The 24427-nt window shown below is 54.4% G+C and carries 23 protein-coding genes and 2 pseudogenes; 12 read left to right on the top strand and 13 right to left on the bottom strand.

The window, feature by feature from the left end; genetic code table 11:
* Positions 1-25 precede the first annotated feature (25 nt).
* Entirely contained in the window at positions 26-1075 is a 1050-nt protein-coding gene (locus BM261_RS06740; protein WP_074896626.1) for a glycosyltransferase family 4 protein, read from the top strand.
* A 103-nt stretch (positions 1076-1178) separates the two neighbouring features.
* On the opposite strand, the gene BM261_RS06735 is transcribed toward BM261_RS06740, so the two are convergent.
* From BM261_RS06735 to BM261_RS06715, 5 genes are all read right to left on the bottom strand, one after another.
* The gene (locus BM261_RS06735; RefSeq protein WP_074896621.1) at positions 1179-1868 is read right to left on the bottom strand and encodes a DUF4304 domain-containing protein; all 690 of its coding nucleotides are present in this window, start codon (positions 1866-1868) and stop codon (positions 1179-1181) included.
* A gap of 137 nt (positions 1869-2005) precedes the next feature.
* Positions 2006-4477 (bottom strand): NAD-dependent DNA ligase LigA, encoded by a 2472-nt coding sequence (gene ligA, locus BM261_RS06730; protein WP_074896617.1) that lies wholly within the window; start codon positions 4475-4477, stop codon positions 2006-2008.
* Between the two features lie 91 nt (positions 4478-4568).
* Positions 4569-6038 (bottom strand): cell division protein ZipA C-terminal FtsZ-binding domain-containing protein, encoded by a 1470-nt coding sequence (locus BM261_RS06725; protein WP_074896773.1) that lies wholly within the window; start codon positions 6036-6038, stop codon positions 4569-4571.
* Between the two features lie 82 nt (positions 6039-6120).
* Positions 6121-6669, bottom strand: a complete 549-nt coding sequence (gene ampD / locus BM261_RS06720) for a 1,6-anhydro-N-acetylmuramyl-L-alanine amidase AmpD (protein ID WP_074896614.1) — start codon at positions 6667-6669, stop codon at positions 6121-6123.
* A gap of 90 nt (positions 6670-6759) precedes the next feature.
* Positions 6760-7191: a DUF4870 family protein gene (locus tag BM261_RS06715; protein WP_205277216.1), complete on the bottom strand. Its 432-nt coding sequence runs from the start codon at positions 7189-7191 to the stop codon at positions 6760-6762.
* A gap of 143 nt (positions 7192-7334) precedes the next feature.
* On the opposite strand from BM261_RS06715, the gene mltG reads away from it, so the two are divergent.
* The 6 genes from mltG to dsbD all read left to right on the top strand — a co-directional run bounded on the left by mltG (position 7335) and on the right by dsbD (position 13944).
* A complete protein-coding gene (gene mltG, locus BM261_RS06710) occupies positions 7335-8330 on the top strand; it encodes an endolytic transglycosylase MltG (RefSeq protein WP_074896766.1) in 996 nt (331 codons plus the stop codon).
* 84 nt (positions 8331-8414) lie between these two features.
* Positions 8415-9308, top strand: a complete 894-nt coding sequence (gene argB / locus BM261_RS06705; RefSeq protein ID WP_049251305.1) for an acetylglutamate kinase — start codon at positions 8415-8417, stop codon at positions 9306-9308.
* A 224-nt stretch (positions 9309-9532) separates the two neighbouring features.
* Complete coding sequence (locus BM261_RS06700; RefSeq protein WP_074896610.1) at positions 9533-10066, top strand: alpha/beta hydrolase; 534 nt, start codon at positions 9533-9535, stop codon at positions 10064-10066.
* A gap of 203 nt (positions 10067-10269) precedes the next feature.
* Complete coding sequence (locus BM261_RS06695) at positions 10270-10644, top strand: hypothetical protein (protein ID WP_074896590.1); 375 nt, start codon at positions 10270-10272, stop codon at positions 10642-10644.
* Positions 10645-10816: 172 nt separating this feature from the next.
* Positions 10817-11869 (top strand): biotin synthase BioB, encoded by a 1053-nt coding sequence (gene bioB, locus BM261_RS06690; protein WP_070453372.1) that lies wholly within the window; start codon positions 10817-10819, stop codon positions 11867-11869.
* 281 nt (positions 11870-12150) lie between these two features.
* A complete protein-coding gene (gene dsbD, locus BM261_RS06680; RefSeq protein ID WP_074896581.1) occupies positions 12151-13944 on the top strand; it encodes a protein-disulfide reductase DsbD in 1794 nt (597 codons plus the stop codon).
* Positions 13945-14152: 208 nt separating this feature from the next.
* Here dsbD and BM261_RS12440 read toward each other — a convergent pair.
* Both BM261_RS12440 and BM261_RS06675 read right to left on the bottom strand, forming a co-directional pair.
* A pseudogene (locus BM261_RS12440) lies at positions 14153-14260 on the bottom strand (IS5/IS1182 family transposase); the annotation flags it as partial.
* Between the two features lie 105 nt (positions 14261-14365).
* Complete coding sequence (locus tag BM261_RS06675; RefSeq protein WP_074896578.1) at positions 14366-15091, bottom strand: OmpA family protein; 726 nt, start codon at positions 15089-15091, stop codon at positions 14366-14368.
* Positions 15092-15225: 134 nt separating this feature from the next.
* Between BM261_RS06675 and glyQ the strand changes: the two genes are divergently transcribed.
* Together glyQ and BM261_RS06665 are read left to right on the top strand one after the other, a co-directional pair.
* Positions 15226-16128, top strand: coding sequence for a glycine--tRNA ligase subunit alpha (gene glyQ / locus BM261_RS06670; protein WP_074896575.1), 903 nt, complete (start codon positions 15226-15228; stop codon positions 16126-16128).
* A 263-nt stretch (positions 16129-16391) separates the two neighbouring features.
* Positions 16392-16943: an RsiV family protein gene (locus BM261_RS06665; protein ID WP_256205706.1), complete on the top strand. Its 552-nt coding sequence runs from the start codon at positions 16392-16394 to the stop codon at positions 16941-16943.
* Between the two features lie 4 nt (positions 16944-16947).
* On the opposite strand, the pseudogene BM261_RS12435 reads toward BM261_RS06665, so the two are convergent.
* The 6 genes and pseudogenes from BM261_RS12435 to BM261_RS06635 form a co-directional block, all read right to left on the bottom strand.
* Positions 16948-17061: pseudogene (locus BM261_RS12435) on the bottom strand (IS5/IS1182 family transposase); the annotation flags it as partial.
* Between the two features lie 76 nt (positions 17062-17137).
* Positions 17138-17872: a peptidylprolyl isomerase gene (locus BM261_RS06655; protein WP_074896568.1), complete on the bottom strand. Its 735-nt coding sequence runs from the start codon at positions 17870-17872 to the stop codon at positions 17138-17140.
* A gap of 9 nt (positions 17873-17881) precedes the next feature.
* Complete coding sequence (locus BM261_RS06650; RefSeq protein ID WP_074896565.1) at positions 17882-18757, bottom strand: peptidylprolyl isomerase; 876 nt, start codon at positions 18755-18757, stop codon at positions 17882-17884.
* A 12-nt stretch (positions 18758-18769) separates the two neighbouring features.
* A complete protein-coding gene (locus BM261_RS06645; RefSeq protein WP_074896562.1) occupies positions 18770-19051 on the bottom strand; it encodes a BolA family protein in 282 nt (93 codons plus the stop codon).
* Entirely contained in the window at positions 19048-19344 is a 297-nt protein-coding gene (locus tag BM261_RS06640) for a YciI family protein (RefSeq protein ID WP_074896558.1), read from the bottom strand. Before BM261_RS06640 ends, BM261_RS06645 begins: the two co-directional genes overlap by 4 nt.
* Positions 19337-19888, bottom strand: a complete 552-nt coding sequence (locus BM261_RS06635; protein WP_049248267.1) for a septation protein A — start codon at positions 19886-19888, stop codon at positions 19337-19339. Before BM261_RS06635 ends, BM261_RS06640 begins: the two co-directional genes overlap by 8 nt.
* Before the next feature lie 297 nt (positions 19889-20185).
* Between BM261_RS06635 and BM261_RS06625 the strand changes: the two genes are divergently transcribed.
* From BM261_RS06625 to BM261_RS06615, 3 genes are all read left to right on the top strand, one after another.
* Positions 20186-22963, top strand: coding sequence for a FimV/HubP family polar landmark protein (locus BM261_RS06625; RefSeq protein WP_143095757.1), 2778 nt, complete (start codon positions 20186-20188; stop codon positions 22961-22963).
* Positions 22964-23103: 140 nt separating this feature from the next.
* On the top strand, positions 23104-23934 hold the full coding sequence (gene truA / locus BM261_RS06620) for a tRNA pseudouridine(38-40) synthase TruA (RefSeq protein WP_074896764.1): 831 nt from the start codon (positions 23104-23106) through the stop codon (positions 23932-23934).
* Positions 23931-24305, top strand: coding sequence for a hypothetical protein (locus tag BM261_RS06615; RefSeq protein WP_074896545.1), 375 nt, complete (start codon positions 23931-23933; stop codon positions 24303-24305). The genes truA and BM261_RS06615 overlap by 4 nt, the downstream gene beginning before the upstream one ends.
* The last annotated feature ends 122 nt before the right edge of the window (positions 24306-24427 follow it).

Genomic DNA, 24427 nt, shown 5'->3' with positions numbered 1-24427 from the left:
GAGTTCAACCATTAAGGAAATCTTGATGAAAAACACGGCAATCAGCATCAATGTTTTCCGCAGCGGCGGCGGCATGGAAAGCTATACTTTCGACTTGGTCAAGCAAATGACGGCACAAGGGCGTGCAGTGAAAGTATATGCGGCGAAATTTGACGACACACTGCCGATTTACCGGCACATCGAACCCGTTTTAATCAACCAAAAAAAAATCCCGAAAAAATTGCGGCCGTTTTTTTTCGCCCGCCAGCTCGACAGCATCCGCCGCAAAGACGAATACCTGATTGCCTGCAACCCCGCCGACCATGCCGACGTATACATTTGCGGCGGCAACCATCTGGGCTATCTGCGCGCGATGGGGCAGAAGCCGAACTTCATTGACCGACTGACCATCCGCCGCAACCGCAGCAACTACGCCACGGCCAAATCCATCATGGCGCATTCGGAAATGATGCGGCGCGAATTGGTGGAACTGTATCAAGTGCCGTCTGAAAAAATCCGCACCATCTATCCGCCGGCGGATACAGACCGCTTTTCCCCCCGTCCGGACGGCATCGCCGCCACACGCCGGCAATACGGCTGGCGCGACGATGAAACCGTTTTCCTGTTTCCGTCTACCGGCCACAAACGCAAGGGATTGGATTTACTGGCAGAATTTTTCGAACGCACCGAGCTGCCCGTCAGGCTGGCCGTGGCCGGTTCACCCCTGCCGCGCCCGATGAAGAATGTGCAGGAACTCGGCTTTTGCAACAATATGCCCGATTTATACCGCGCCGCCGATTACACCATCATGGCCTCGCTGTACGAACCCTTCGGCTTGGTGGGCATCGAATCGGTGTTGTGCGGCACGCGCGTCGTACTGGCCGACAACATGGCCTGTTGCGAAGTGATGAAACCCGAAGCAGGCTTTTTCTTCAAGCGAGCAAACCCGCAGACTTTGGCCGATGCCGTCGCCCGCGCAGTTGCCCTGAAAGCAGGAGGTGCGCACCGTATTGCCTCCCCGTTGCAGGCGTTGAACTATGACCCGACGTTGGCGCACCATCTTGCGCAGTTGGATAAAATGCTGCAGGCCGTCTGAAACGGTGTTTTCAGACGGCCTCCATGGCCTTATGGTTCCAAATTGGGGTAGGGCGGAATAAAGCCGCCCCTATTGAAAATCCGTTCACGTTAAAGTCAAGCCGCTATATCTCCGGCACGTCCCACTTGGCAGCGTCCTGCTCCAATTCTTCCAAATAATCCAACCAAATTTGCGGATCGGGCGGATTTCCTCTTCCTTTAGGCCGGTAATGCTCCGCCGCCCGGCATTCTTCCCGATAACGCCGTTGTGCCCATTCATATTCCGCCTGATAAAACCGTTTTGCCTGTTCTGCTTCGCCCAATTTGACAGCCAGACGCATCGCGTACCGGTTACCTATTAGCGGATAAAGTTGTTGCGGTTTAGTGTGCGCGGCAAAGTACGGCAACACCAATTTCTGCATCATGGTTTGGACTTCGTGCACGACGGTTGAACCGCTGCCGTCGTCTGCCACTTCAAACCAAAGGTCGTGCCGTTCCTGCTCCGGCAGCAACCGACCGATACGCTCATGGGTCAGACAATCATACAGACCGGGGAAATCGGGCAGTGCCCGCCCGTTTTCATGAAAGCGCGGATCGTTTTGCAGCAGCGGGCAGGTCAGGCCGATGTTGAAGGTAAAGCCCAAGCGGCTTTTGTCGTTCCATTGACTTTTTTGCGTATGGATAAGTTGGCCGACGCCGTGTTCGGTTTGGCGGTGGAAATGGTTGCCCTTCTTCTTGAAACCGAGCGGTTTGAGCAGGGTATGCAAATCTTTGACGATTTGGGAGAAAGCCTGTGCGGCGTTGGAGCATTGCATATTTCTTCACCAATGATGATGCGGATAAAAGGCACGGCCGCTTTCAGACGGCCTGCCATAGGAGACGAATTTTGATGCTGTATCGGTTTGCAGCCTGATATCGGCAACCGGCTAATCCGCCCTTTATTCGGTAAGATTTACTTCAGCATCGCCAAAAGTTCTTCTTCGCTCAATATCGCCACACCCAAGGCATTGGCTTTTTCCAGCTTGCTACCGGCGGCTTCTCCGGCGACGACGTAGTCGGTTTTTTTGGACACGCTGCCGGAAACTTTGCCGCCGGCGGCTTCGATCAAGGCTTGGGCCTGGTCGCGTTTGAGGGTGGGCAGGGTGCCGGTTAACACAAAGGTTTTGCCTGCTACGGCTTCGTTGACGTCGTCTGAAACCGTTGCTTCTTGGTTTTCAGATGACGTTTGTGCGAAGAAGGTTTTTAGGTTTTCGAGCAGGGCGGCGTTTTGTGTTTCGCTGCGCCATGTTTGCCAGTCGGCAGGGAGGGCTTTGTCGGTTTGCAGGCCCTCTATGCTTTTGCCGGCGAGTTCCCATAAGGCTTGGGCTTTGTTTTCGCTGATTTTGAAACCGGGCAGGCGGGCAATCCAGCGTTGCGGCTCGGCATGGCGGGCGGGCGGGATGGTAACGGCTTGGGTTTGCGGGGCAACGCCTGCGGCAAGCAGCTCATCTATCATCGCCTGCTGCGCGTCTTGGGCGAAGAAGTGGGCGATGGAGCGGGCGACGACGGTACCGATGTCGGGCAGGCAGGCGAGGATGGGTTCGGGTGCGCGGCGGACGTGTTCCAGCGAACCGAATGCCTGCGCCAGCGTTTTGGCGGTGCGTTCGCCGACGTGGCGGATGCCGAGCGCGAACAGGAAGCGGGCGAGTTCGGGCGTTTTGCTGGCTTCTATGCCTGTAAGGATATTTTCTGCCCACTTGGTCGGTTGTTTTTTGCTGTTTGGGGTGTTGGATTCAGACAGGTCGCCTGAAACCGTTTCTGTGTCGCCGTTTTCGTTTTCAGACGACCCTTTATCCGCCGTTTCCTTCATTTTTTGCAAGGTCGGGATGTCGAGGCGGTAGAGGTCGGCGAAATGGCGGACGAGGTCTTGGGCGACAAGCTGTTCGATTTGTTTTTGACCGAGGCCGTCGATGTCCATGGCTTTGCGCGAGGCGAAGTGGATTAAGCCTTGCGCGCGTTGCGCCTGACAAAGCATGCCGCCGCTGCATCGGGCGACGGCTTCGCCTTCTTCGCGTTCGATTTCGCTGCGGCAGATGGGGCAATGGGTCGGCAGGCGGTAGGGCTTGTGGAGCGGAACGGATTGGGTTTGGTTGGAGGACGGTGTTTCGGCAAACAGGTCGTCTTGTTGATGCTTGAGGTCGTCTGAAACGGCAACGGCGGTTTCCTGCATCGGGCGGCGTTCGAAAATCACGCGCACGACTTCAGGAATCACGTCTCCGGCACGGCGCACGACGACGGTGTCGCCGACGCGCACGTCTTTACGCGATACTTCGTCCTGATTGTGCAGGGTGGCGTTGGTGACGGTTACGCCGCCGACGAATACGGATTGCAGGCGGGCGACGGGGGTAACCGCGCCGGTGCGCCCGATTTGCACGTCAATCGCTTCGACGACGGTCAGTGCTTCTTCAGCGGGGAATTTGTGGGCAATCGCCCAGCGCGGCGCGCGGGAGATGAAGCCGAGTTCGCGTTGTTGCGCCAAGCTGTTGACTTTGACGACCATGCCGTCGATTTCGTAGGGTAGGGAGGGGCGTTTTTGCTGCATTTGTTCGTAAAACGCCAATACTTCGTCGATATTTTTGAAACAGCCGAAATTGCCGTCGGGTAGGCTGAAGCCGAGTTCTCGGAAATAGGCGAGTTCTTGGATGTGTTCTTCCGCGATGAAACCGCCTTGCTGGCGGGCGATGGAGTAGGGGAAAAAGTGCAGTTTGCGTTGCGCGGTAATGCGTGAATCGAGTTGGCGCAGGCTGCCGGCGGCGGCGTTGCGCGGATTGGCAAAGGGTTTTTGCCCGTTTTCGGTTTGTCTTTTATTGAGGGCGGCGAAATCGGCTTTGAGCATCAGCACTTCGCCGCGCACTTCGATGAGTTCGGGCGGATTTTCGCCGTGCAGCCGCAGAGGGATATTTGCGACGGTTTTGACGTTTTGGGTAACGTCTTCGCCGGTCGTGCCGTCGCCGCGCGTCGCCGCCTGCACCAATACACCATCGCGGTAGAGCAGGCTGATGGCGAGGCCGTCGAATTTGGGTTCGATAACGTATTCGGGATTGCCGCCGTCCAAGCCGTCGCGCACGCGTTGGTCGAAAGCGTACATTTCGGCATGGTCGAACACGCCGTTTTCATCTTGCGGGGAAAAGGCATTGGTCAGCGACAGCATCGGCACTTCATGGCGCACTTCGGCAAAGCCTGCCAAAGGTTCGCCGCCGACGCGCTGGGTCGGGCTGTCGGGCAGTTTAAGCTCGGGGTAGTTTCGCTCCAATGCTTCAAGCTCGCGGAACAATTTGTCGTATTCGGCATCGGGTACGCTGGGCGCGTCTAGGGTGTAGTATTCGTAGGCGTAGCGGTTGAGGAGGTCGGTGAGGTGGCGGATGCGTTGTGCCGGGGTGGTCATATTGAAAAGGCCGTCTGAAAATCAAAACGGGTGCATTTTAACATGTGCCCGTTTTGATTTTCAGACGGCCTTGAGGCAGGTAACGCCCGGATTAGGAGAACAACCGTTGGGCCAGTTCGCCGCCGGGTTCGATGCCGACTTTACGCATTTCTTCTTGTCGCGCATTGACGTAGCGGCCGACATCTTTCAGCCATTCCATAGACAGTTCTTCCAGTTTGTCGTTAACCAAGTCCAAACCCAGCTCGCTGGAGAAGCGGACGGTCAAATCCATGAAGCGGTCGAAGTTCTTGCTGCCTGCGGGAACATGCGGGATGTCGAACAGGATGCTGAAACCTTTATAAGGCTGGGAAGAGAGCAGGGCGGCGGTGAACGCGCTGCCGTCCATGGTGACGATGCTGAACAGTGGGCGGCCGTTGCCGTTGTCGAGGTGGAATGCCCCGTCGTGGCTCAATTCGAAGCCCGCGCGCTCGACGGCGGCCCGCAGTTCGGTACCGCTGACGGAGGTGCGCGAAATCAGGTGCATGGCGATGCTTTGGTCGACGCGTTCGCACAATTCGTCCAAAGGACGGGCGGTTTCGAGGAAGGTGGGGATGTCCATCAGTTTCATACCGGCATCGAGTTTGGCCGCAAATTCGTTAACTTGGCTGCCGAAGGCTTCCAATTCCTGCACAGTGGCCAGTCCTTTGCGGGAGATGGCTTGAAGCGCGACGATGAAGCCTTGGTAATAGATGTTGGGCACGGGTTCTACGGTCTGCCATACGCCGTCCATGGTGCAGCCGGAGATTTGGAAGCGGTGGCGGCCGGAAAAGCGCGGCAGGGAGCGGAATTCCTGCGGCTCGCTCAGGGAGATGTAGGCCATGTAGTCGAAGCGCGGTTCGAACCAGGGCAGCTCCTGTTTCACCATGTCGTCCAAGTCCATCAGCAATTTGCCTTTGGCGGTGTTTTTTTCCTGCGTGTATTTGGGGGAGGCAACGGAAGCGAAGGTGTAGTTGCCGTCTGTGCTGCCGGCTTCCTGAAGGACGGATTCCTTGGTTTCTGCTTCGGTGTCTGTGTTTTTCTTGCCGCTGTCGTGTTCGGCGAGGAATTGCTCCATCACGAGGACGGCTTTTTCACGCGCGGGTTTTTTCTCCTGTTCGCGGATTTCGGCAAACGACAGCGGTTTGGTTGCTTCGTTTTGCGCTGTCTCGGCCTGGTCGGGTTCGGAGAAGAGGTCGACCGGTGCGGTTTGCGCGGGCTTCTCTTTGGCCGGTGCGGGGCGGCTGTTTCCGGCTTTCACTTGCGCTTTGGTTGTAGCCGCAGGCGGGGCATCTTCGCGGGAGACGTCTGCCTGGCGGACGACGACCAGCGGCTTGCCCTGCTTGCCCTGCGGGGCGGCGACGCCGTGGGTTTTGCCGTCGCGCACGGATTCGGTTTGGCTTTCAAGCAGCGCGTCTTTGTCGGCATGGCCGAATTGTTCGCGCACTTGGCGGCGGTATTGGTTTTCCTGATACATATTGTAGGCGATTACGCCCAAGATAATCAGCAGGCCGATGGCGGCCGCAATCCAGATTTTTGCGTCCATAAGTTTCCGTTTGTCGCTTATTTGATTGGCAATGGCGGGGATTATAGCGAAATTCGCCGCCGTCATCAGCCGTATTGCTTTTTCAGACGGCCTGTGCGCTGTCGCAGCCGCCTATTTGTGCCCAGTCGAAGAAGTGTCCGGGGTCGGTTTTACGGCCGGGGGCGATGTTTTGGTGGCCGGTAACGGCCGTTATCGGGTATTGGCGGCGCAGGGCGGTGAGCAGGCGGTTTAGCGCGTCGTATTGTTCGTCGGCGAAGGGTTCGAAGTCGCAGCCTTCCAGTTCGATGCCGACTGAAAAACGGTTGCATTTTTCCCGGCCGCGAAACGAGGACGCGCCTGCATGATAGGCCATGTCGTTGCAGGAGACGAACTGCACCGTTTCGCCCGCGCGGGTGATGAAGAAGTGGCTGGAAACGCGTAGGTCTTTGATGACGCTGTAAAACGGATGTTCCGTTTCGTCGATGTTATTGGTAAAGAGTTTCTCCACCGCGCCGGTGCCGTATTCGAACGGCGGCAGGGAAATGTTGTGGATGACTGCGAGTCCGACGGTTTCGCCTGCCGGACGCAGTTCGCAGTTGGGCGAAAAGGCCTGCCGCGCACCCGACCAGCGGCCGTTGTGCCAAGTGTCCATGATGTTTGTCCGTATTGTCTGTCAAACGGTTTGGGAAGTTTTCAGACGGCCTCACAAAGATTGGAGGCCGTCTGAAAAACAGAAAAAGCCTTACATCAGCCAGCCGTTGGGCGTTACAGTGCGGTTGTCCAGCAGGCGGATGATGCCGACCACTACACGGAAGACATACCATATTCCCACCAGCGGCATCAGCCAAAAACCGATTAAAATCAGCATCAGTATGGAGCAGATGACAAATCCTGCCAGCGAAACCCAGAAGGTTTTAATCAAAAAGCTGATGTGGTCGGCATAAATCGTACCGGCCATGTCTTCGCGTTTGGCATAGGCGATGACGGCACCGATCAGGACGGCCAGCCCGCCGGTAAAAATGCCGGCGGCAAACAGGCCGTAAATCACATACATATAATTGCGCCGCTGCTCTTCGGTCATATCGGGCACGCCTGCCGCCTGCCGTTGTCTTTCCACCCTGACCGGTTTGACGTCGATAACGTCGTCCGACTGATGACTCTGTTTGTTTTCCATCTAAACCCTGCCTTTCCTGATAGTGGTCGGTAACAACACGATACTTTACCCGCAGGCGGCCGCCGAGGCAAACAGGCCGTCTGAAATTGCCCGACGGATTCTTTGCCTTTATACTGCCGCCCTTTGCATTTCCGCTTTTCCCTATGAAAAAAGCCTTTGTTTTCCTTTCGGCACTGATGCTGCTGGCTGCGGCCGTTTTCGCCGCCCTGCTGTTCTTACCGAAAACCAACCCGCAAACCTACCGCATCAAAATCGAAAACGGCCAGGGCATTGCCGCCGTCGGCAACCGTTTGGCCAAAGACGACATCATTTACAGCCGCCACGTGCTGGTCGGTGCGGCCTACATGCTCGGCGTACACAACCGCCTGCAAAGCGGCAGCTACAAACTGCAGCAGAAAGTTTCGGCCTGGCAGATTCTGCAAAAACTGAAAAAAGCAGAGTCCGACACCGTAACCATACAAATCATCGAAGGCATGCGTTTTGCCCAAATGCGCCGTATCATCAACCAGACCGCCGATTTGAAACACGACACCGCAGGCTGGAGCGACGAAAAACTGCTGAAAGAAATCGATCCCGAAGCAGGGTACACCCGCGCGGAAGGCCTGTTTGCCCCCGACAGCTACGAACTTGACGCCGGCAGCAGCGATTTGCAACTCTACAAACTCGCCTACCGCACCATGCAGAAAAACCTCAATCAGGCCTGGGAAGAACGCCAAAGCGGCCTGCCGTACAAAACCCCCTACGAACTGCTGACCATGGCCAGCATCATCGAAAAAGAAACCGCCCACGAAAACGACCGCCGCCACGTTGCCGCCGTCTTCGTCAACAGGCTCAACATCGGCATGCGCCTGCAAACCGACCCCACTGTCATCTACGGCATGGGCGATGCCTACAACGGCCGCATCCGCAAAGCCGACCTCCGGCGTGACACTCCCTACAACACCTACACCCGCAACGGCCTCACCCCCACGCCCATCGCCCTGCCGGGTAAAGCCGCACTGGAGGCCGCCGCCCATCCCTCTTCGGAAAAATACCTGTATTTCGTTTCCCGCATGGACGACACCGGCCTGAGCCAGTTCAGCCACACCCTCGACGAACACAACGCCGCCGTCCGCCAATACATCTTAAAGCGCAAATAACTAAACAGGCCGTCTGAAAACATTTTCAGACGGCCTCTGCCCGGCAAAAGCCGCATTTACGATCCGACAGAAAAAGGCAAGCACATGAACGTACCGCACAACACCGTAACAGCCGAAACCAAGGCCGCCGTATTGGCCGAAGTCCTGCCCTACATCCGCCGCTTCGCCGGCAGCGTCTTCGTCGTCAAATACGGCGGCAACGCCATGACCGAGCAACATCTGAAAGAAGGCTTCGCCAAAGACATCACCCTGCTCAAACTCGTCGGCATCCACCCCGTCATCGTCCATGGCGGCGGGCCGCAGATTAACGAAATGCTGGAAAAAATTGGCAAAAAAGGCGAGTTTGTACAAGGAATGCGCGTTACCGACGACGAAACCATGAGCATCGTCGAAATGGTGCTCGGCGGCCTCGTCAACAAAGAAATCGTCTCCCTGCTCAACCAAAGCGGCGCGAAAGCCGTCGGCATCACCGGCCGCGACAACCACTTCATCAAAGCGGAAAAACTCCTCATCGACACCCCCGAACAAACACAAGCGGACATCGGCCGCGTCGGCACGGTCGAAAGCATAGACACCGCCCTGATTACCGGCATCATCGAACGCGGCTGCATCCCCGTCGTCGCCCCGATAGGCGTGGGCAAAGACGGCGGCGCCTTCAACATCAACGCCGACCTCGTCGCCGGCAAACTGGCCGAAGAACTGAAGGCCGAAAAACTGATTATGATGACCAACACCGCAGGCGTGCTGGACAAAAACGGCAGCCTGCTGACCCGCCTCACCCCGCGCCGCATCGACGAACTGACCGCCGACGGCACCCTCTACGGCGGCATGCTGCCGAAAATCGCCTCCGCCATCGAAGCGGCCTCCAACGGCGTCGGCGCAGTCCACATCATAGACGGACGCGTTCCCAACGCTCTCCTGCTGGAAGTGTTTACCGACGAGGGTGTAGGCTCCATGATTCTGGGGCACGAAGAATAAAAACATTGTTTTTTCAGACGGCCTTTACCGCATCAAAAAAAGGCCGTCTGAAAACGAAGCTTCCGAAGGAGGCTGAGTTTCTGCGAAGCCAAAACGAATCCGCCGAAGCAAACTGAGTTTTTACAAAACAAAAAACGTTTCAGACGGCCTCCCTATTCCCGCCGAACGGACACGGGATACAACATCAAACCCAGTCCGTCTTTTTTACCGACAACCCGACCGCCATGCAAAGCCAAGAACTGGAAGACCTCACCCTGCTGCTCGTCCGCGATGCCGACGAAGCCGAAATGTGGATAGACCGCTGGGCGGTGAGCTATCCCACCGTCCGCACGGCCGCCGCGTCCCGCAGCCAAAGCATAGATGAATGGCAGCGGCGGATTCAGGCGGCCTGGGAGCAGATACACAGTCAAAACGTCGCCGTCGTTGCCCACGGCGCAGGCGTTTCGGCCTGGCTGGCTTGGCTGTATCGGGCAGACATCCTCTCGCAGCGGCGGGTGCGCAACATCATCCTCGCCGCCCCGCTGCAAACCGCGTTCCCCGACGATGCCGAGCATACGTTCCAACGCGTCCGCTGCCCCTGCCGCACCGCATTGGTCGTCGGCCGCGACGATTCCGACTGTCCCGAAGAATGGGTGGGACGGCAGGCGCAGGTGTGGTGCGCGACATTATTGGCCGCGCCGCAGGCAGGCCGTCTGAACGGGCCGCTGCAAGGGTGGCAGTGGGGCATGAAGCTGATGCAGGAAATGCTGCTGGCCTGAGGCAAAACGAAGAGGCCGTCTGAAAACACCTTTTCAGACGGCCTCAGACTCGAAAAAGAAACATGATACCGCCGCTTCCCGCATCAGATTGCCTGAGTTTGAATTATCGTGCCGACGGTTTGCCGCCCGAAATTAAAAAATGTTAAACTGCCGCGCGCTTTTCAGACGGCCTGATACACCCGATTCCGTTTAAACTCTGCATCATGGCATACACCATTCCGAAAGCGGCCGTTATTCCCTATCCGCCGCAAAAACTGCACGAATTCAAGCTGATTTGGTTTGAATATGTGGATAATCTGCACTTCGGCCTGAATCCTGCCGGCTTTGTCGATAATGCCGAACCCTATCTGGACATCGCGCGGCAGCGGTTTTTGGAGGCGGGTTGGGCGGGGGACGGCGAAATTTCGCTGATGTGGATACCGCCGTTTGCCATCAACGATATAGACGGTACCCGGCATATGTGGACGCATACGCACGGCGTGGTCGTGTGGCATGTCAAACAGCAGTCCGACGGTATTTCGTGGATTTTGTATCCGCCCGAAGAAATCGATTTGAATGAATACACCCCGCGAGATTAGCGCGAAGCCGTGCCAAACGGCGGGTTCGGACGGCCTGAAGCGGTAAGCGGTCGGCCCGAATCCTTCGGCAAGCGTCAAATCTTTATTCCCCTGAAAGTGCCGCCGGCATCATTGCGATGACGGTTGGGCCGGTCAGCGTCATTGCGCCGCTGCGAACACAAAGGAACACAATATGACCGTATCTCCCGTTGCCTTGCGCCGCCAAACCGAGCGCAAGCCGCATCCGACCGCGCGTTATTGGAAAAAATGCGATGTCGAAGCCCTGTTCGACCTGCCGTTTCTGGATTTGGTTTTTCAGGCGGCCGAAATCCACCGCAGCCATTTCAACCCGCGCGAAATCCAGCTTTCCACCTTAATGTCCATCAAAACCGGCGGTTGTCCCGAAGACTGCGCCTACTGCCCGCAATCGGCGCACCACAACACCAATCTGGGCAAAGAGCAGATGATGGATGTGGACGAAATCGTCGAAAAAGCGAAAATCGCCAAATCGCGCGGCGCAAGCCGTTTCTGCATGGGTGCGGCATGGCGCGGGCCGAAGCCGAAAGACGTGGCCGTGGTTTCCGAAATCATCAGCGCGGTCAAAGGGCTGGGTATGGAAGTGTGCGGAACCTTCGGCATGCTCGAAGACGGTATGGCGGAAGACTTCAAAAAAGCAGGTTTGGACTATTACAACCACAACCTCGACACCGACCCCGACCGCTACAACGACATCATCCACACGCGCAAACACGAAGACCGCATGGACACCTTGGGCAAAGTCCGCAACGCCGGTTTGAAAGTCTGCTGCGGCGGCATCGTCGGCATGAACGAAACCCGCGCCGAACGCGCGGGGCTGATTGCCAGCCTCGCCAACCTCGACCCGCAGCCCGAAAGCGTGCCGATTAACCAGCTCGTCAAAGTGGAAGGCACGCCGCTGGCCGATGCCGAAGATTTGGACTGGACGGAGTTCGTCCGCACCATCGCCGTGGCACGGATTACCATGCCCGAGAGCTACGTCCGCCTGTCTGCAGGCCGCAGCAATATGCCGGAATCCATGCAGGCGATGTGTTTCTTGGCGGGCGCGAACTCGATTTTCTACGGCGACAAGCTCTTAACCACCGAAAACCCCGGCGAAGACGGCGACCGCCTGCTGATGGAAAAGCTGAACCTTTATCCGCTGCAATTCGAGCTGGAAGGCGAATATCAGGCCGCGAAGCAGCAGCCGAAAATCAGAGTCGATTATTAACGCTTCGGGCGGCATAGCGTACCGCCTTTTTGTTTGGCCGCCATCGCCATGCCCGATGCGGGCGGAAGAGGCCGTCTGAAAAATGCCGCAACGTTTTTTTCAGATGGCCTGTTGCAATTCTGCCTGCGAATGCGACTTTCCGACGATTCGCCGCACGCATTCGAACGGATAATCCGCCCTTTGCTGAGTTTGCTCAATATTTGTCGGCAAACCGTTTGACAGTATGGCGGGAAATGTCTATAAACCGCCCGTTGCAGCCAATCCACAACCGAGTCAGTACAATGAAAAAATTGATTTTCTTCCTCGCCGCCTTCTTCAGCCTGAGCCGCGCCTTCGCCGTCGATGCCTCGCAACTGCTGCCGCCCGAACAGGCGTTTGTGCCGCAGGTGAAGGCCGACAAGCAGGGCGTAACCGTCGAATTCAAAATCGCCGACGGCTATTATCTCTACCGCGACAAGATAACCGTCGCCGCCGAGCCGCAAACCGCGTTCGGCGACACGCAATACGCGCCCGGCAAAGAAAAGGAAGACGAATTCTTCGGCAAGCAAACCGTGTATTACCACGCAGCCCAAGCGGTTTTCCCTTATAAGGCCGCCCCTTCGGGCACATATAAGCTGACCGTGCTGTATCAGGGCTGTGCCGATGTCGGCGTGTGCTATCCGCCGAACGAAACCACATTCGAAATCGACCGCGAAGGGTTGCACACGGTGCAAAACGATAGTGCGGCCGACAAGCCCTCCGGCCGGTTTACCGCACCGAAAGCCACGTTGAACGAAGCGGAAGCCGTGCCGCCCGCTCCGGCAAACAAGGCCGACAGCAGCCGTTTCAAACTGTCGTGGGATACGTTAAGCGCCAATTTATTGGCGTTTTTTACTGCCGGGCTGGGATTGAGTTTCACTGCCTGCATGTATCCGCTGATTCCCATTGTTTCCAGCATCGTAGTCGGCGATAAAAACGCCGGAAAAGGCCGGGCCTTCGCCCTGACGATGGTGTACACCCAAGGCCTGGCCCTGACTTATACCATCGTCGGCGTGATTGCCGGACTGACCGGCGCGCTGCTGACCGTTTGGCTGCAACAGCCCGCCGTCGTATTGTCTGCGGCCGCCCTGATGGTGGTGCTGGCGTTGTCCATGTTCGGCCTGTTCAACATTCAATTGCCCAACGCCGTGCAAAGCTATTTTCAACAGCAGAGCAACAAATTGTCGGGCGGCAAAATCGCCGGCGTATTCGGCATGGGCATGTTCTCCGCCCTGATTGTCGGCCCGTGCGTCGCCCCGCCGCTGGCCTTGGCACTAGGCTACATCGGCCAAACCGGCGATGCCGTGCTCGGCGGCCTGGCACTGTATGCCATGGCACTGGGTACCGGCGTGCCGCTGGTCATCATCGGCACTTTCGGCGGCCATATCTTGCCTAAAGCAGGTGATTGGATGAACGGCGTCAAATACACCTTCGGCTTTATCCTGCTGGCGGTGGCGGTTTATCTGGCCTCGTCCTTCCTGCCTTACGCCCTTGCCGCGACGCTGTACACCCTGCTGCTGCTTGCTCCGGCCGCCCTGCTGCTGATGAAGCTTGGCGGACAGAAAGGCCGTCTGAAAACCGTTTCTGCGGTTTTGGCAGTATTCCTGCTGGCGTGCGGCGGCTGGTTCGGCCTGCAAAGCCTGCGCGGCGGACAAACCGCGATGCACCGTTTTCTGACCCTGCATCCGGCCGGGGAAGCCGCCCATAAATTCACCGATGTGGCCGAGCTGAAAGCCGCAATGGCGGCGGCATGGCAGGAAGACCCCAATACGCCGGTGATTCTGGATTTCTACGCCGACTGGTGCGTGTCGTGCAAAGAAATGGAAGCCTATACCCTGAACACGCCGCAAGTGCGTCAGGCCGTGCCGATGAACCGTTTCTTTCAAGCCGACGTAACTGCGAATACCGCCGACCATCAGGCTTTGTTGAAAGAATACGGCCTGTTCGGCCCGCCGGGCGTGTTTGTGGTCAAAGCCGACGGCAGCCACGGCGAAGCCTTGTTGGGTTTCGTCCAACCTGATGCGTTTATCGAGTGGTACCGGCAGAACGCAAAATAAGGCAAGGGTTTGACTCGTATCGGTAAAAGGCCGTCTGAAAAACATCAGCCGCAAAGCGGAAACGTTTTTCAGACGGCCTTATTGGTACGGAAACGATGGCTTGACGCAAACCTGTTATGGCTTGAACTTCAAGCAGGGCCGGGCGGGGAAATCCAAGATTGTTCAAACCGTGAGAGAGTTGATGGAGGGGAAAATTTATAGCGGATTCGTATAGTGGATTAAATTTAAACCAGTACGGCGTTGCCTCGCCTTGCCGTACTATTTGTACTGTCTGCGGCTTCGTCGCCTTGTCCTGATTTAAATTTAATCCACTATACATTCCGCCCGCTGCCGGCAGAGAAGTCCGTCGGACAGAAAGGCCGTCTGAAAACAGATGCTTTCAGACGGCCTTTGAAATTCAATGCGCTGTGTATTGGAGTGATTACTCGACGAACACTTCCACACGGCGGGCTTCTGCGCCGCTGCCTGCTTCGGTGTCGCTCGGTTTGCGCAGTTCGATTTGTTTGTCCGGTACGCCGAAGCCCAGCAATACCGTGCGGACTGCAAATGCACGCTGTTTAGACAGTTCTTCGTTGACTTGCGCATTGCCGGTGCTGTCGTGATAGCCGGAAACCACGATTTTTTTGCCGCCCAATGCCGCAACCAGCACATCTTTCAATGCTTCCTGCGCGCCCGGGGCAACATCGGCTTTGCCTGTGGCGAAGTAGAATTTCACTGCGCCGTTTGCAGTAACGATGCGGGCTTCGTCTTGCGCTTCGTTTGCCGAACCTTGGTTTTGCACGACGCTTTCCTCAATAGGGACGGAGAGGCCTTTGTCGCCGACAGATTCGGACGGCGCGAGTTCGACTTCAAGCGGAGGTGCTTCTTGGATGATGAATAACGAACCGCCTGCCGTGCCGGTTTCGCCCGTTTCTAAGTCGGTAATGACGGCAGGTTCGTTGCTTTCGGATGCGGCGGCTTGCGATACGGCTGATGCGGCCATTTCGGATGCGGCGGCTTGGCCGTAAGTGGGAGAGCCTTCGATTTTGCCTGTTTCCCAGCCCCAAACCGATAAAAACAGGATGGTCAGCACAGATAAACCGGCTGCGCCGCCAACCAGCCACAGGCCGATTTTTTGTTCTTTGTGTTCATTTTTACCGTTATTCATAACATTCCTTTAACATAAGCCAAACAAAATTTTCCGCATTATAAATGCAATGAGGAAAGCAAGCTATCCCAAGCTATTCAAAGTACCGTCAAAACAGTAAAATGCCTTTCTTTTGCAAAATACACAACTTTACCATGCTCACTTTCCAAGAAATCATCTTCAAACTGCAAACATTCTGGGCAGACAAAGGCTGCACCGTCATCCAACCTTTCGACATGGAAGTCGGCGCCGGTACTTCCCACCCCGCCACCTGCCTGCGCGCACTCGGCCCCGAGCCTTGGTTTGCCGCCTACGTCCAACCCAGCCGCCGCCCCAAAGACGGCCGCTACGGCGACAACCCCAACCGCCTGCAACACTATTACCAATTCCAAGTCGCCCTCAAACCCGCGCCCGCCAATATCCAAGACCTTTATCTCGATTCCCTGCGCGAATTGGGCATCGACCCCAAAGTCCACGACATCCGCTTCGTCGAAGACGACTGGGAAAACCCCACCCTCGGCGCATGGGGCTTGGGCTGGGAAGTCTGGCTCAACGGCATGGAAGTGACCCAGTTCACTTACTTCCAACAAGTCGGCGGCATCGACTGTACCCCCGTACTCGGCGAAATCACCTACGGCATCGAACGCTTGGCGATGTACCTGCAAGGCGTGGAAAACGTCTACGATCTCGTTTGGGCAAAAACGCTCGACGGTAATACAGTAACTTACGGCGACGTTTACCACCAAAACGAAGTCGAACAATCCACCTACAACTTCGAATACAGCGATGCCGACTGGCTGCTGAGCCAATTCAACGACTACGAAGCGCAAGCCAAACGCCTGCTCGCCGAAGAAAACGCCAGCCTCGCCCTGCCCGCCTACGAGCTGGTCCTCAAAGCCGGACACACCTTCAACCTATTAGACGCACGCGGCGCCATTTCCGTGACCGAACGCGCCACCTACATCGGCCGCATCCGCGCCCTCAGCCGTATCGTCGCGCAGAAATACGTCGAAAGCCGCGAAGCATTGGGCTTCCCGCTGATTAAATCCAAATCCTAATAGGTGTTGATATGTTCCGCAAAACGCTTGCTGCCGCAGCACTGTCCCTCGTTTTCTCTGCAAATGTTCAGGCTGCCCCTTTATCGTTTCAATCCAAAACCTTGGAAGCCAAATCCTGTGACGGAAAAAACAGTGAAGGCAAACCCCTTTGCCATCAACTTACCGTCGGCTATCCGATTACCGGCGATAAACATTTGGATAACTGGGTCAGAAAACAAATGGGGGGCAAACTGCCGACACAGAAATCGGTTCAGACGGCCTTAATGCGCGACAAAGACGTAAAGGAAACCAATCAGGAAAACAGGAGGAGCCGTAAAGAGGGTGGTTCTCCTTGTGCGTTGGACTATATGGATACGTTGGAACTGACGGGTTATACGCCCAATTATGCCGTTTTCGGCCACAGAGACTGGGGATATACCTGTGGCGCACACGGAAACGGCGTGCATACCCTGACGGTATTGAAACGCGGTATTGCCAATCCGAAACCGCTTAAGTTGGATGACATCCTGTTGCCCAGACAAAAAGCAAAACTGACGCATCTGATTAAAGAAGCCTATGTCAAGTATTTGTTGGAAAGCCGAGAGGGTGACGAAAAAAGCGCGCGCGAATATATTGTCGAGTATAACGGCAATGATTTTTCCGCCACGGAAAACTGGCGGTTTGATAAAAACGGCTTGACTTTCTTGTATCAAAGTTACGAAATTGGTGCATATGTTTTAGGCACACCTGAATTGACCATTTCCACTAAGGATTTGCAGGGAATCGTGAAACCTGAAATTTTGAAGGAGTCAGAGCATTATAAGGGTGCAGAATAACTTTTAAGTATAGTGGATTAAATTTAAACCAGTACGGCGTTGCCTCGCCTTGCCGTACTATCTGTACTGTCTGCGGCTTCGTCGCCTTGTCCTGATTTAAATTTAATCCACTATATAACCCTGTCGGGCTGTATTTGAAGTTGAGGCCGTCTGAAAAGTCATTTTTAGACGGCCTCATGCTTTCGCCGGCGGTATTACAGGGAAATACCGTTTGCTTTCAACAGTTGGTCAATTTGTTCCTGTGCCTTCTGCCGTTTCACTTGCTGGATAACGGCTTCTTTTACTTGTTCAAACGGCGGTGCATCCTGTGCTTGCTCGGAGGCGGTAATTTTGAACAGGTAAAATTCGTTTTGATAGGCTACCGGCTCGCGGCTGACATCGCCTTTTTGCATATTGCCGACGATATTTGCAATTTCTACCGGAAGGCGACCAATCGGCAAAGGTTCTTGCATGGCGGGCTGATCGGGATTGGGGTAGCGTTCCATCAGTTTCTCGAAGCTTAAGCCTTTCAGCAGCAGTTGCTGTGCGGCGCGTGCTTCGTCTGCCGTGGCAAAACGGACTTGTGCCAGCTTGACGATTCGGGTCAGGTTGCCGTAAGCGGCAAGTGCCTCGCTGTCGCTGACGGAAACGGTTTTAACCAGGTGTTCTTCGTATTGGGAGGCATAGAATTGCGCTTCCAAATTCTTCCAACGCGCTTGGACGGCGGGCTGTTTGTCCAAGCCCTGTTTTAAGGCTTCTGCTTTCAGTATGTCGGTTGCGGCCAAAGTCTTTTCGATTTGCTGGCGGGCATCGGGAGGGAGTTGGTTTTGTTCCGCATTGCCAAACTGTTCCAGCATGGCATCCACGCGTGCCGAATCAATTTGGGGCGCAGCGATGGAAATGCCGGTTAATGCCAGTGCGATAAAAGTGAGTAGTCGTTTATGTTTCATGTTTCTTTCCTATTTGTTTGCCGGGGTAATGGTGGCTTTTTGATACAGCGCACCGACAGCCCGGCTGATTTTCTGTTGCTGCAGGTTGTGACGGATGTTGTTTTGAACCTGTTCGAATGGCGGTAGTTGCAGCGGACGTTTGTCGTGGATATAGAAAATGCCGAATACGCCGTTGCCGACAACCGGTGTGGATGTAAACTGTCCTTTTTTCAAGTCTTTTACGGCGGCGTAAATCGGCGGTACGCTTTGTTCAAGGTCTTTTAATGCATCAAATTCGGGATTGATGCCGCCGGTTTGTTTGACTGTTGGATCGGCGGAATATTTGCGGGCAGTATCGGTAAACGGTTTTTTTGCCTTCAGGTCTTTGATGGCCTGTTCGGCATCTGCTTTTTTGGGTGTCAGTATTTCACCAAGCCGGACTTCGCTGCTGCCTTGGTAGTATTTTTTACTTTCGTCATAGGTCTGGTGAACTTCTTGGTCGCTGACGGGGTCGGTTTGGACGATGTGGGCAACAAAGGCTTCAGCCAGCAGTTCGGCCTGGAAGTCTTCCCACTGTTGTTTGAAGTCGGGATGTTTGTCGGCGCCTTGTTCTTTGGCTGATTTGCGTGCATTTTCGCTGGCGGTTTTAAACTCCTGCCCTTGTTCCAGTTTCAGACGGCGTGCTTCCTGATTGACCAACATGCGGGTAACCGTGTTGCTGAGAAGTTCGTTTCGCAGTTCGGGCGAATCGGAAATTTGGGGGTTGTCTTGGCGGATCAGTTTGATTTGCCGGTCGATTTCCCGGCTGTCGATTTTATTGCCGTTTACGGTTAGCAGGGTTTCGGCCATTAGGCCGCCTGAAAACAGTGCCATGATCAATGCAGGGAGGAAGTAGTGCTTTTTCATTTTGTTTCTCGCTTAAATCTGATGGAAGTATTCGTCGGGTGTGAGCGCGCGGATGCTGAGGGCATGGATGCGGCCGTCTGAAAACCATTCGTGCAAAGCCTCTTTAACCATCCTTTGACGCTGAAGGCGCGGGATGTCGTGAAAGGCCGTACTTACCACAAGGATGCGGTAATGTCCGCCGCCTTGATTGCCGGCATGTCCGGCATGGAGGTGGCTTTCGTCGGAGAATTCGAATATCTCGGGACTTAAATGCCCTAAGGCCGTCTGAATTTGCTGTTCCATGCAGAGCGTCATTTAAAAACCGCTTTATAGGGTTTGATCAATATTTCTTCGTATACGCCCGCTTCTACATAAGGGTCTTGCTCCGCCCATTCTTGGGCTGCATCGAGTGAGGGGAAGGAAGCGATAATCAGGCTGCCGGAAACACGGTCGGCGTTGTCGGGTAATGGGTTTGGACCGGCAGTAAGCAGGCGGCCTTCAGATTGCAGGTGTTCCAAGCGGGCCAGATGGTCGGGCCGGGCTGCCATGCGTGCCTCATGCACATCTTCGCCGTCTGTTGCCAGCAGCATATAGTATTGTTCAGTCATTTTTGTTCTCCTTGGGGAGGTAACGGTTCAGATAGATAACTTGTGCCAAAGAAAAAAGGAAAGTCAGCGGAATGGCACCGAAAAATTTGTAATTGTTCCAGACGGCCTCACGCTCTGCGGAAAAAGGATAAGCGACAGCTAAATTGACAAAACCCATAATAATAAGGAAGAACATCCAGCTTATTGCCAATTTTTTCCACACGGCATCCGGTAACGAAATCTCTTTACCCAGTAGGGCTTGAAGACCGTTTTTCTTAATGATGTTGCTGATTAGGATGGCAATGGCGCCGGTCCAAAAGAGCAGGGTTGGTTTCCACATGATGAAGGTACGGTTGCCGGTTAAAATGGTGGCTCCGCCGAAAACGACGATTAACAACAGGCTGACCCATTGCATTGTTTCCAGTTTTCTGAATTTCCACCACAAAAATGCCGCCTGGGCAATACCGGCAACAACGGCAACAGACGTTGCCCAAATAATATTCTTAGTTAGGATGTAGGTTAGAAAAAAGAGTATGACGGCAATAAAATCGCTGGCAGCTTTCATATAAATAAAAATATAAGAATGATTTAAATGAAAACCGCCATCATACAGATAGCCGCTGATTTTTGCATCCTTTTCATGGTTGCCTGAATGAGGTAAGGCAGAGATGGAAGTTGTTGATGTGGGGAATGCGTAAGCGATGTAGGCAAGCGTAATGGCAAGATAGCGACAAGACGTATGAGTAATAGATATTTTCTTATGATTAAATTTGGCAAGAAAGGTAAATAAAAGATATGATAGGAAGCTGAATTGTGGGCGTTGAAATCATGCCGCCGAATAATCAGGGGATAAATTTTGAAAGTGGATAGTAAAATCAAACTGATAGCATTGTCTGTGTCGCTGTTGGCCTCCACCGGTTCCGTAGCAGCCTTGGGTGGGTTGAGAGTAAGTTCCGGTTTGGGCGAACCATTTTCCGCAACAGTTACCGTGACAGGAAAAGAAGCAAAAGAATTATTAAGGGGCACCAAACTCAACTTGTCCGATAATCGGTTGAAGGCAAATGTACGCAAATCAGGCAATGATGCAATTGTCAGTCTGCGTTCGTCTGGTGCCATTAATGAGCCTGTCATCGTGTTTCAGATGGGTGTGAAAGGGCAGTCACGTCAATACACGGCCGTACTTGATCCTTCCAGCGCCAAAGCGAAAGCTGCCGTGGCCGAGGCTAAAAAAGCCGAGCGCGAAGCCGCCGAGAAAAAGAATCCGGTTCCCGATTCGGGTAAGAAGAAGATAGATGCCGCCCCGGTAGCGACATCCGGGCAGCATACGGTACAGACTGGCGAAACGCTGACAATTATTGCCGAACAGCTGAAACCCGCCAATATGCCGGTAGATCAGGCAGTTCGGGCGTTAATCAATGCCAACCAGAAAAAGTTGGGCCGCAATCCCAATCAGCTTTTTGCAGGCGTTGTTTTAGATTTACCTTCTTCGTTCAAACAATCGGCTTCAGTTCAGGTAGAGAAAAAGCCTGCGAAGGAGGCTCCCCCTATTAAGCCGGCAGCAGAAACAAAAGAAAAAGAACAGGTAAAACCTGTTGAAGAAAAAACAGAACCTAAAAAACAAGAACCAGTTGCTACAGAGCCTCAAGAGAAGATAGTTAAACAGGAAGTGGTTGAGGATTCGAAACCGTCCGAACAGGTGCCTCCTGTTCAGCCTATTTCGGAAGTGCAGCAAGCATCTAAAGAGGTGGCTCCTGCCACACCGTCTCAGCCTGTAGTTTCCGAAGAGGAAAGTGCCAAGATCAAGCCGCAGCCTGCGGAAGCCGAAGATACCGGCTCGGAAGATGAAGGCGGTTCTTTGTGGAAACTGGTTTTGGCCGGTGGTATAGGTTTGACGATTATCTTGCTATTGGCCAAGCTGTTTTTAGATCGCAAAGCCGCAGCCAAATCACGCCAAGGTGATCAACTCGGAGAAGAAACTCCGTTTGATGAGCAGAATGATGGCATACGTTTGCATCAGCCCATAGCTAAGCCGGAACACCCGAAAGCACCTATCACTAAAGAAACGGCAATGGCCGAAACCGCGATGGCGGCAGATGATGTAGAAGACGATGACGTATTCTTCGAGGTGGTCGGTGACGATAAGCCTGCATCGCAGGATGACGGCTTCGATTTAAATCTGAATGCGCTGTCCATTGATCAGCAGCAAGCCGGCATTGTGAGTAGTGCTGTTACGGATGATGAAGAAACCCTGAGCCGAGCCAATGCCGATTGGGACAATATTGAATCAACCGACAGCGTATTTGAACCTGATGATTTTGGTCTGGTCAAAGATGCTTCTGTCACCCCGCCAGCTGTTGAACCGTCTCCTGCTCCTATTGAAACCGTAACAACCGAATCTGCCCCTGTACTTGATTGGTCTGAAGCGGTGGAAACAGAGCAAAACGAAGCGGCAGAGGAAACCATTACTTCGTGGGCTAATCCCGAAGCAATTGCTAAATACGAAGAACGGAAAACAGCTTCGCCGGCTTCCGAAGTTGCATATGTGGCAGAGAACGAGATTGTCGAGCCTGCAACAGTTTCATGGGCAGAAAATGATATCGGGCAGGTTGCCGAAATTGAAGAACCGCTGGAATTTGCAGTGGTTTCATCTGAAGAAATCCAGCCTGTTGCCGAAACTCCGCAAGCCGGACAGGAGGTGTTTGCGGAGGACATCCAAGTTGCAACTGAAACAACGGTCGAAGATGCGTTGGAATTTGTCGCTCCCGAGCCTGCTGAGGTGGTTGCGGCAACGCCTATAGAGGAAAAAACAGCAGAGCCTGCGGAAGAGGCATTGGCTTTTGTTGTGGATGACCAGCCATTTGATACTGATGCGCTGTCTGAACCTGAAACGGTCAAGGTTGATGTTGAAACACCGGTGCCGACATTGTCGTTTGCATTGGAGCCTATGCCGGTTGAGCAGGCTGAAGTCAGCCAGCCGTCGGTTGAGGTGGAAGCTGTTGAATCTGCCGAAACGGTTGAGTTCGAGCCTGTTGCTGTACCTGAAACAGCTTTGGTCGAAGAGCCTCAACCTGCAGCTGTCGAGCCGTTTTCGTTTGAAGCTGAAGAACCTTTTGCTCCTGAAGTTGCAGTTCCCGAAATTTTAGAGCCTGAAATTCCTGAGGTTGAGCCGGTATCTGTTCCTGCCGTTGAAACAGTTCAGGTTGCCGAAGAGGAGGTTGTTGAGACGGTGGCAGCCGACGAGTTGCCTGATTTCAACGTGCAAATCCCGGAAGTACAGGAAGCACAGGCGGTTCAAGCTGAGCCTGAGGTGTCTGCAGCCGGTAGTAAAGGTTGGTCGGATAACGAGGTTGATTTCAGCGATACCAATATTACTTTTGACGATGGTTCGGCAGATTCGTCCGATGAGTTGGCCATTGACTGGTCTGATTTGGATATGGCCGAGGGCGACAGTAAACCGGCATTCGTTTCCGAATCGGTCGGTATGACTGCCCCGCTTGAAGCGAAGTACGAATTGGCGGAAATGTATATTGAGATTGGTGATCCTGAGGCCGCCCGCGAGACTTTGAATGAATTGATTGAAGAGTCCAGCGGTGAGATACAGGCGAAATCGAGGGCATTGCTGAACAGTATCGGAGGCTGACAGTAATCGGAATGAAACCCCGGGTTTATACTCGGGGTTTATTTTTATCATGGGGTTGCGATGGCGGCTGGTTCGAATTTAAGCTGCTGGATATAATGCCGCCCGATATTTTTAATGATGTTTTTTTGGAATGCAGGGTCATGATATTAGAGAGGCCGTCTGAAAGCACCAGCCGCTGGGCATTGACGTTGTCTTACGACGGCAGTCGGTTTTTCGGTTGGCAAAAACAGGCCGACGGGGTAGTTTCGGTTCAGGCGGCTTTGGAATCGGCATTGAGTCAAATTGCCGGTGAAACGGTGAATGTCGTTGCTGCAGGCCGAACGGATACGGGTGTGCATGCCACGGCTCAGGTGGTACATTTCGATACTGCTGCCGAGCGCGGCGAGCAGTCATGGATACGCGGCGTGAACAGCCTGTTGCCGCAAGGCGTGGCTGTTTGGCAGGCCAAGCGGGTTGCGCCGCATTTTCATGCGCGTTTTGATGCTTTCGGCCGCCGCTACCGTTATGTGCTGCAATCTTCGCCTGTCCGTTCGCCGTTGTTGGCCGCCCGTGTCGGTTGGACGCATACGCCGCTGGATTTTGCCGCCATGCAGGCTGCTGCCGCGCTGTTGGTCGGCGAACATGATTTTTCCAGTTTTCGCGCGTCGCAGTGTCAGGCAAAATCTCCGGTCAAAACTTTATATAGCGTGGTTTTGCACGGCACACCGCAATTGATGGCTTTGGATCTACACGGCAATGCCTTTTTGCATCATATGGTGCGCAATATCGTTGGCGCGCTGGTGTATGTGGGCAACGGACGTTTGAGTATGCAGGGTTTTGCCGAACTGTTGGCCGAAAAAAGCCGTCTGAAAGCCCCGCCGACCTTTATGCCGGACGGGCTGTATCTGACGGGTGTGGATTATCCGCCCGAGTTCGGCCTGCCCGTGCCGCCGCCGCCCGATTGGTTGTGGCCGTTTGAAGGCGGTTTATGACGATGCGTGATGTCGAAGGGGCGATTGCGGAGGCGGTCGAAGCAGGGCGGCTGAACGGAATGGACGGTTTGAATAATTGGCAGCGTACGGTTTTTCTGATTGCCGAAGCCGAATTGCTGTGCGATATGGGGGCTGATTTTGCCGATGATTATGCTGCGGAATTTCTGGCCGACGGATTTGCCGCCGCATTTCGCAATATCGGTGCGGCGGAAATTGCCGATTTGTTTGTCGATTTGGCTGCCGATATGGGCAATTCTGAAAATGAGCAGGCATTGGCCGCTGCCGTTTCCAACCGTTTGGGGTATGACTATCGCACGGTGGCGGATTACGTTTTTCGCTGTATGGATAGGCCGTCTGAAAGAAATGAGTGATGCTTTAACGCACAGTATGCGACATAAGCGACGCCCTGTGTATTTTATCGCCGGTAGGAGTTATATTTCTGCCGAAAGCCCTTTGCTTTGAGCATTAAAAAGCGCGGAGTCTGAACCATAAA

This window comes from Neisseria elongata subsp. elongata, from assembly GCF_900113545.1.
In the GTDB taxonomy this organism is placed as follows: Bacteria; Pseudomonadota; Gammaproteobacteria; order Burkholderiales; family Neisseriaceae; genus Neisseria; species Neisseria elongata.
Note: the sequence above shows the minus strand (reverse complement) of the source record. Positions and strands in the feature narration are given on the sequence as shown.

What these genes read in the sequence shown, in the direction of transcription:
- BM261_RS06740 (WP_074896626.1), top strand. Translation starts at nt 26, where the DNA reads ATGAAAAACACGGCAATCAGCATCAATGTTTTCCGCAGCGGCGGCGGC.
- BM261_RS06735 (WP_074896621.1), bottom strand. Translation starts at nt 1,868, where the DNA reads ATGCAATGCTCCAACGCCGCACAGGCTTTCTCCCAAATCGTCAAAGAT.
- ligA (WP_074896617.1), bottom strand. Translation starts at nt 4,477, where the DNA reads ATGACCACCCCGGCACAACGCATCCGCCACCTCACCGACCTCCTCAAC.
- BM261_RS06725 (WP_074896773.1), bottom strand. Translation starts at nt 6,038, where the DNA reads ATGGACGCAAAAATCTGGATTGCGGCCGCCATCGGCCTGCTGATTATC.
- ampD (WP_074896614.1), bottom strand. Translation starts at nt 6,669, where the DNA reads ATGGACACTTGGCACAACGGCCGCTGGTCGGGTGCGCGGCAGGCCTTT.
- BM261_RS06715 (WP_205277216.1), bottom strand. Translation starts at nt 7,191, where the DNA reads ATGGAAAACAAACAGAGTCATCAGTCGGACGACGTTATCGACGTCAAA.
- mltG (WP_074896766.1), top strand. Translation starts at nt 7,335, where the DNA reads ATGAAAAAAGCCTTTGTTTTCCTTTCGGCACTGATGCTGCTGGCTGCG.
- argB (WP_049251305.1), top strand. Translation starts at nt 8,415, where the DNA reads ATGAACGTACCGCACAACACCGTAACAGCCGAAACCAAGGCCGCCGTA.
- BM261_RS06700 (WP_074896610.1), top strand. Translation starts at nt 9,533, where the DNA reads ATGCAAAGCCAAGAACTGGAAGACCTCACCCTGCTGCTCGTCCGCGAT.
- BM261_RS06695 (WP_074896590.1), top strand. Translation starts at nt 10,270, where the DNA reads ATGGCATACACCATTCCGAAAGCGGCCGTTATTCCCTATCCGCCGCAA.
- bioB (WP_070453372.1), top strand. Translation starts at nt 10,817, where the DNA reads ATGACCGTATCTCCCGTTGCCTTGCGCCGCCAAACCGAGCGCAAGCCG.
- dsbD (WP_074896581.1), top strand. Translation starts at nt 12,151, where the DNA reads ATGAAAAAATTGATTTTCTTCCTCGCCGCCTTCTTCAGCCTGAGCCGC.
- BM261_RS06675 (WP_074896578.1), bottom strand. Translation starts at nt 15,091, where the DNA reads ATGAATAACGGTAAAAATGAACACAAAGAACAAAAAATCGGCCTGTGG.
- glyQ (WP_074896575.1), top strand. Translation starts at nt 15,226, where the DNA reads ATGCTCACTTTCCAAGAAATCATCTTCAAACTGCAAACATTCTGGGCA.
- BM261_RS06665 (WP_256205706.1), top strand. Translation starts at nt 16,392, where the DNA reads ATGCGCGACAAAGACGTAAAGGAAACCAATCAGGAAAACAGGAGGAGC.
- BM261_RS06655 (WP_074896568.1), bottom strand. Translation starts at nt 17,872, where the DNA reads ATGAAACATAAACGACTACTCACTTTTATCGCACTGGCATTAACCGGC.
- BM261_RS06650 (WP_074896565.1), bottom strand. Translation starts at nt 18,757, where the DNA reads ATGAAAAAGCACTACTTCCTCCCTGCATTGATCATGGCACTGTTTTCA.
- BM261_RS06645 (WP_074896562.1), bottom strand. Translation starts at nt 19,051, where the DNA reads ATGACGCTCTGCATGGAACAGCAAATTCAGACGGCCTTAGGGCATTTA.
- BM261_RS06640 (WP_074896558.1), bottom strand. Translation starts at nt 19,344, where the DNA reads ATGACTGAACAATACTATATGCTGCTGGCAACAGACGGCGAAGATGTG.
- BM261_RS06635 (WP_049248267.1), bottom strand. Translation starts at nt 19,888, where the DNA reads ATGAAAGCTGCCAGCGATTTTATTGCCGTCATACTCTTTTTTCTAACC.
- truA (WP_074896764.1), top strand. Translation starts at nt 23,104, where the DNA reads ATGATATTAGAGAGGCCGTCTGAAAGCACCAGCCGCTGGGCATTGACG.
- BM261_RS06615 (WP_074896545.1), top strand. Translation starts at nt 23,931, where the DNA reads ATGACGATGCGTGATGTCGAAGGGGCGATTGCGGAGGCGGTCGAAGCA.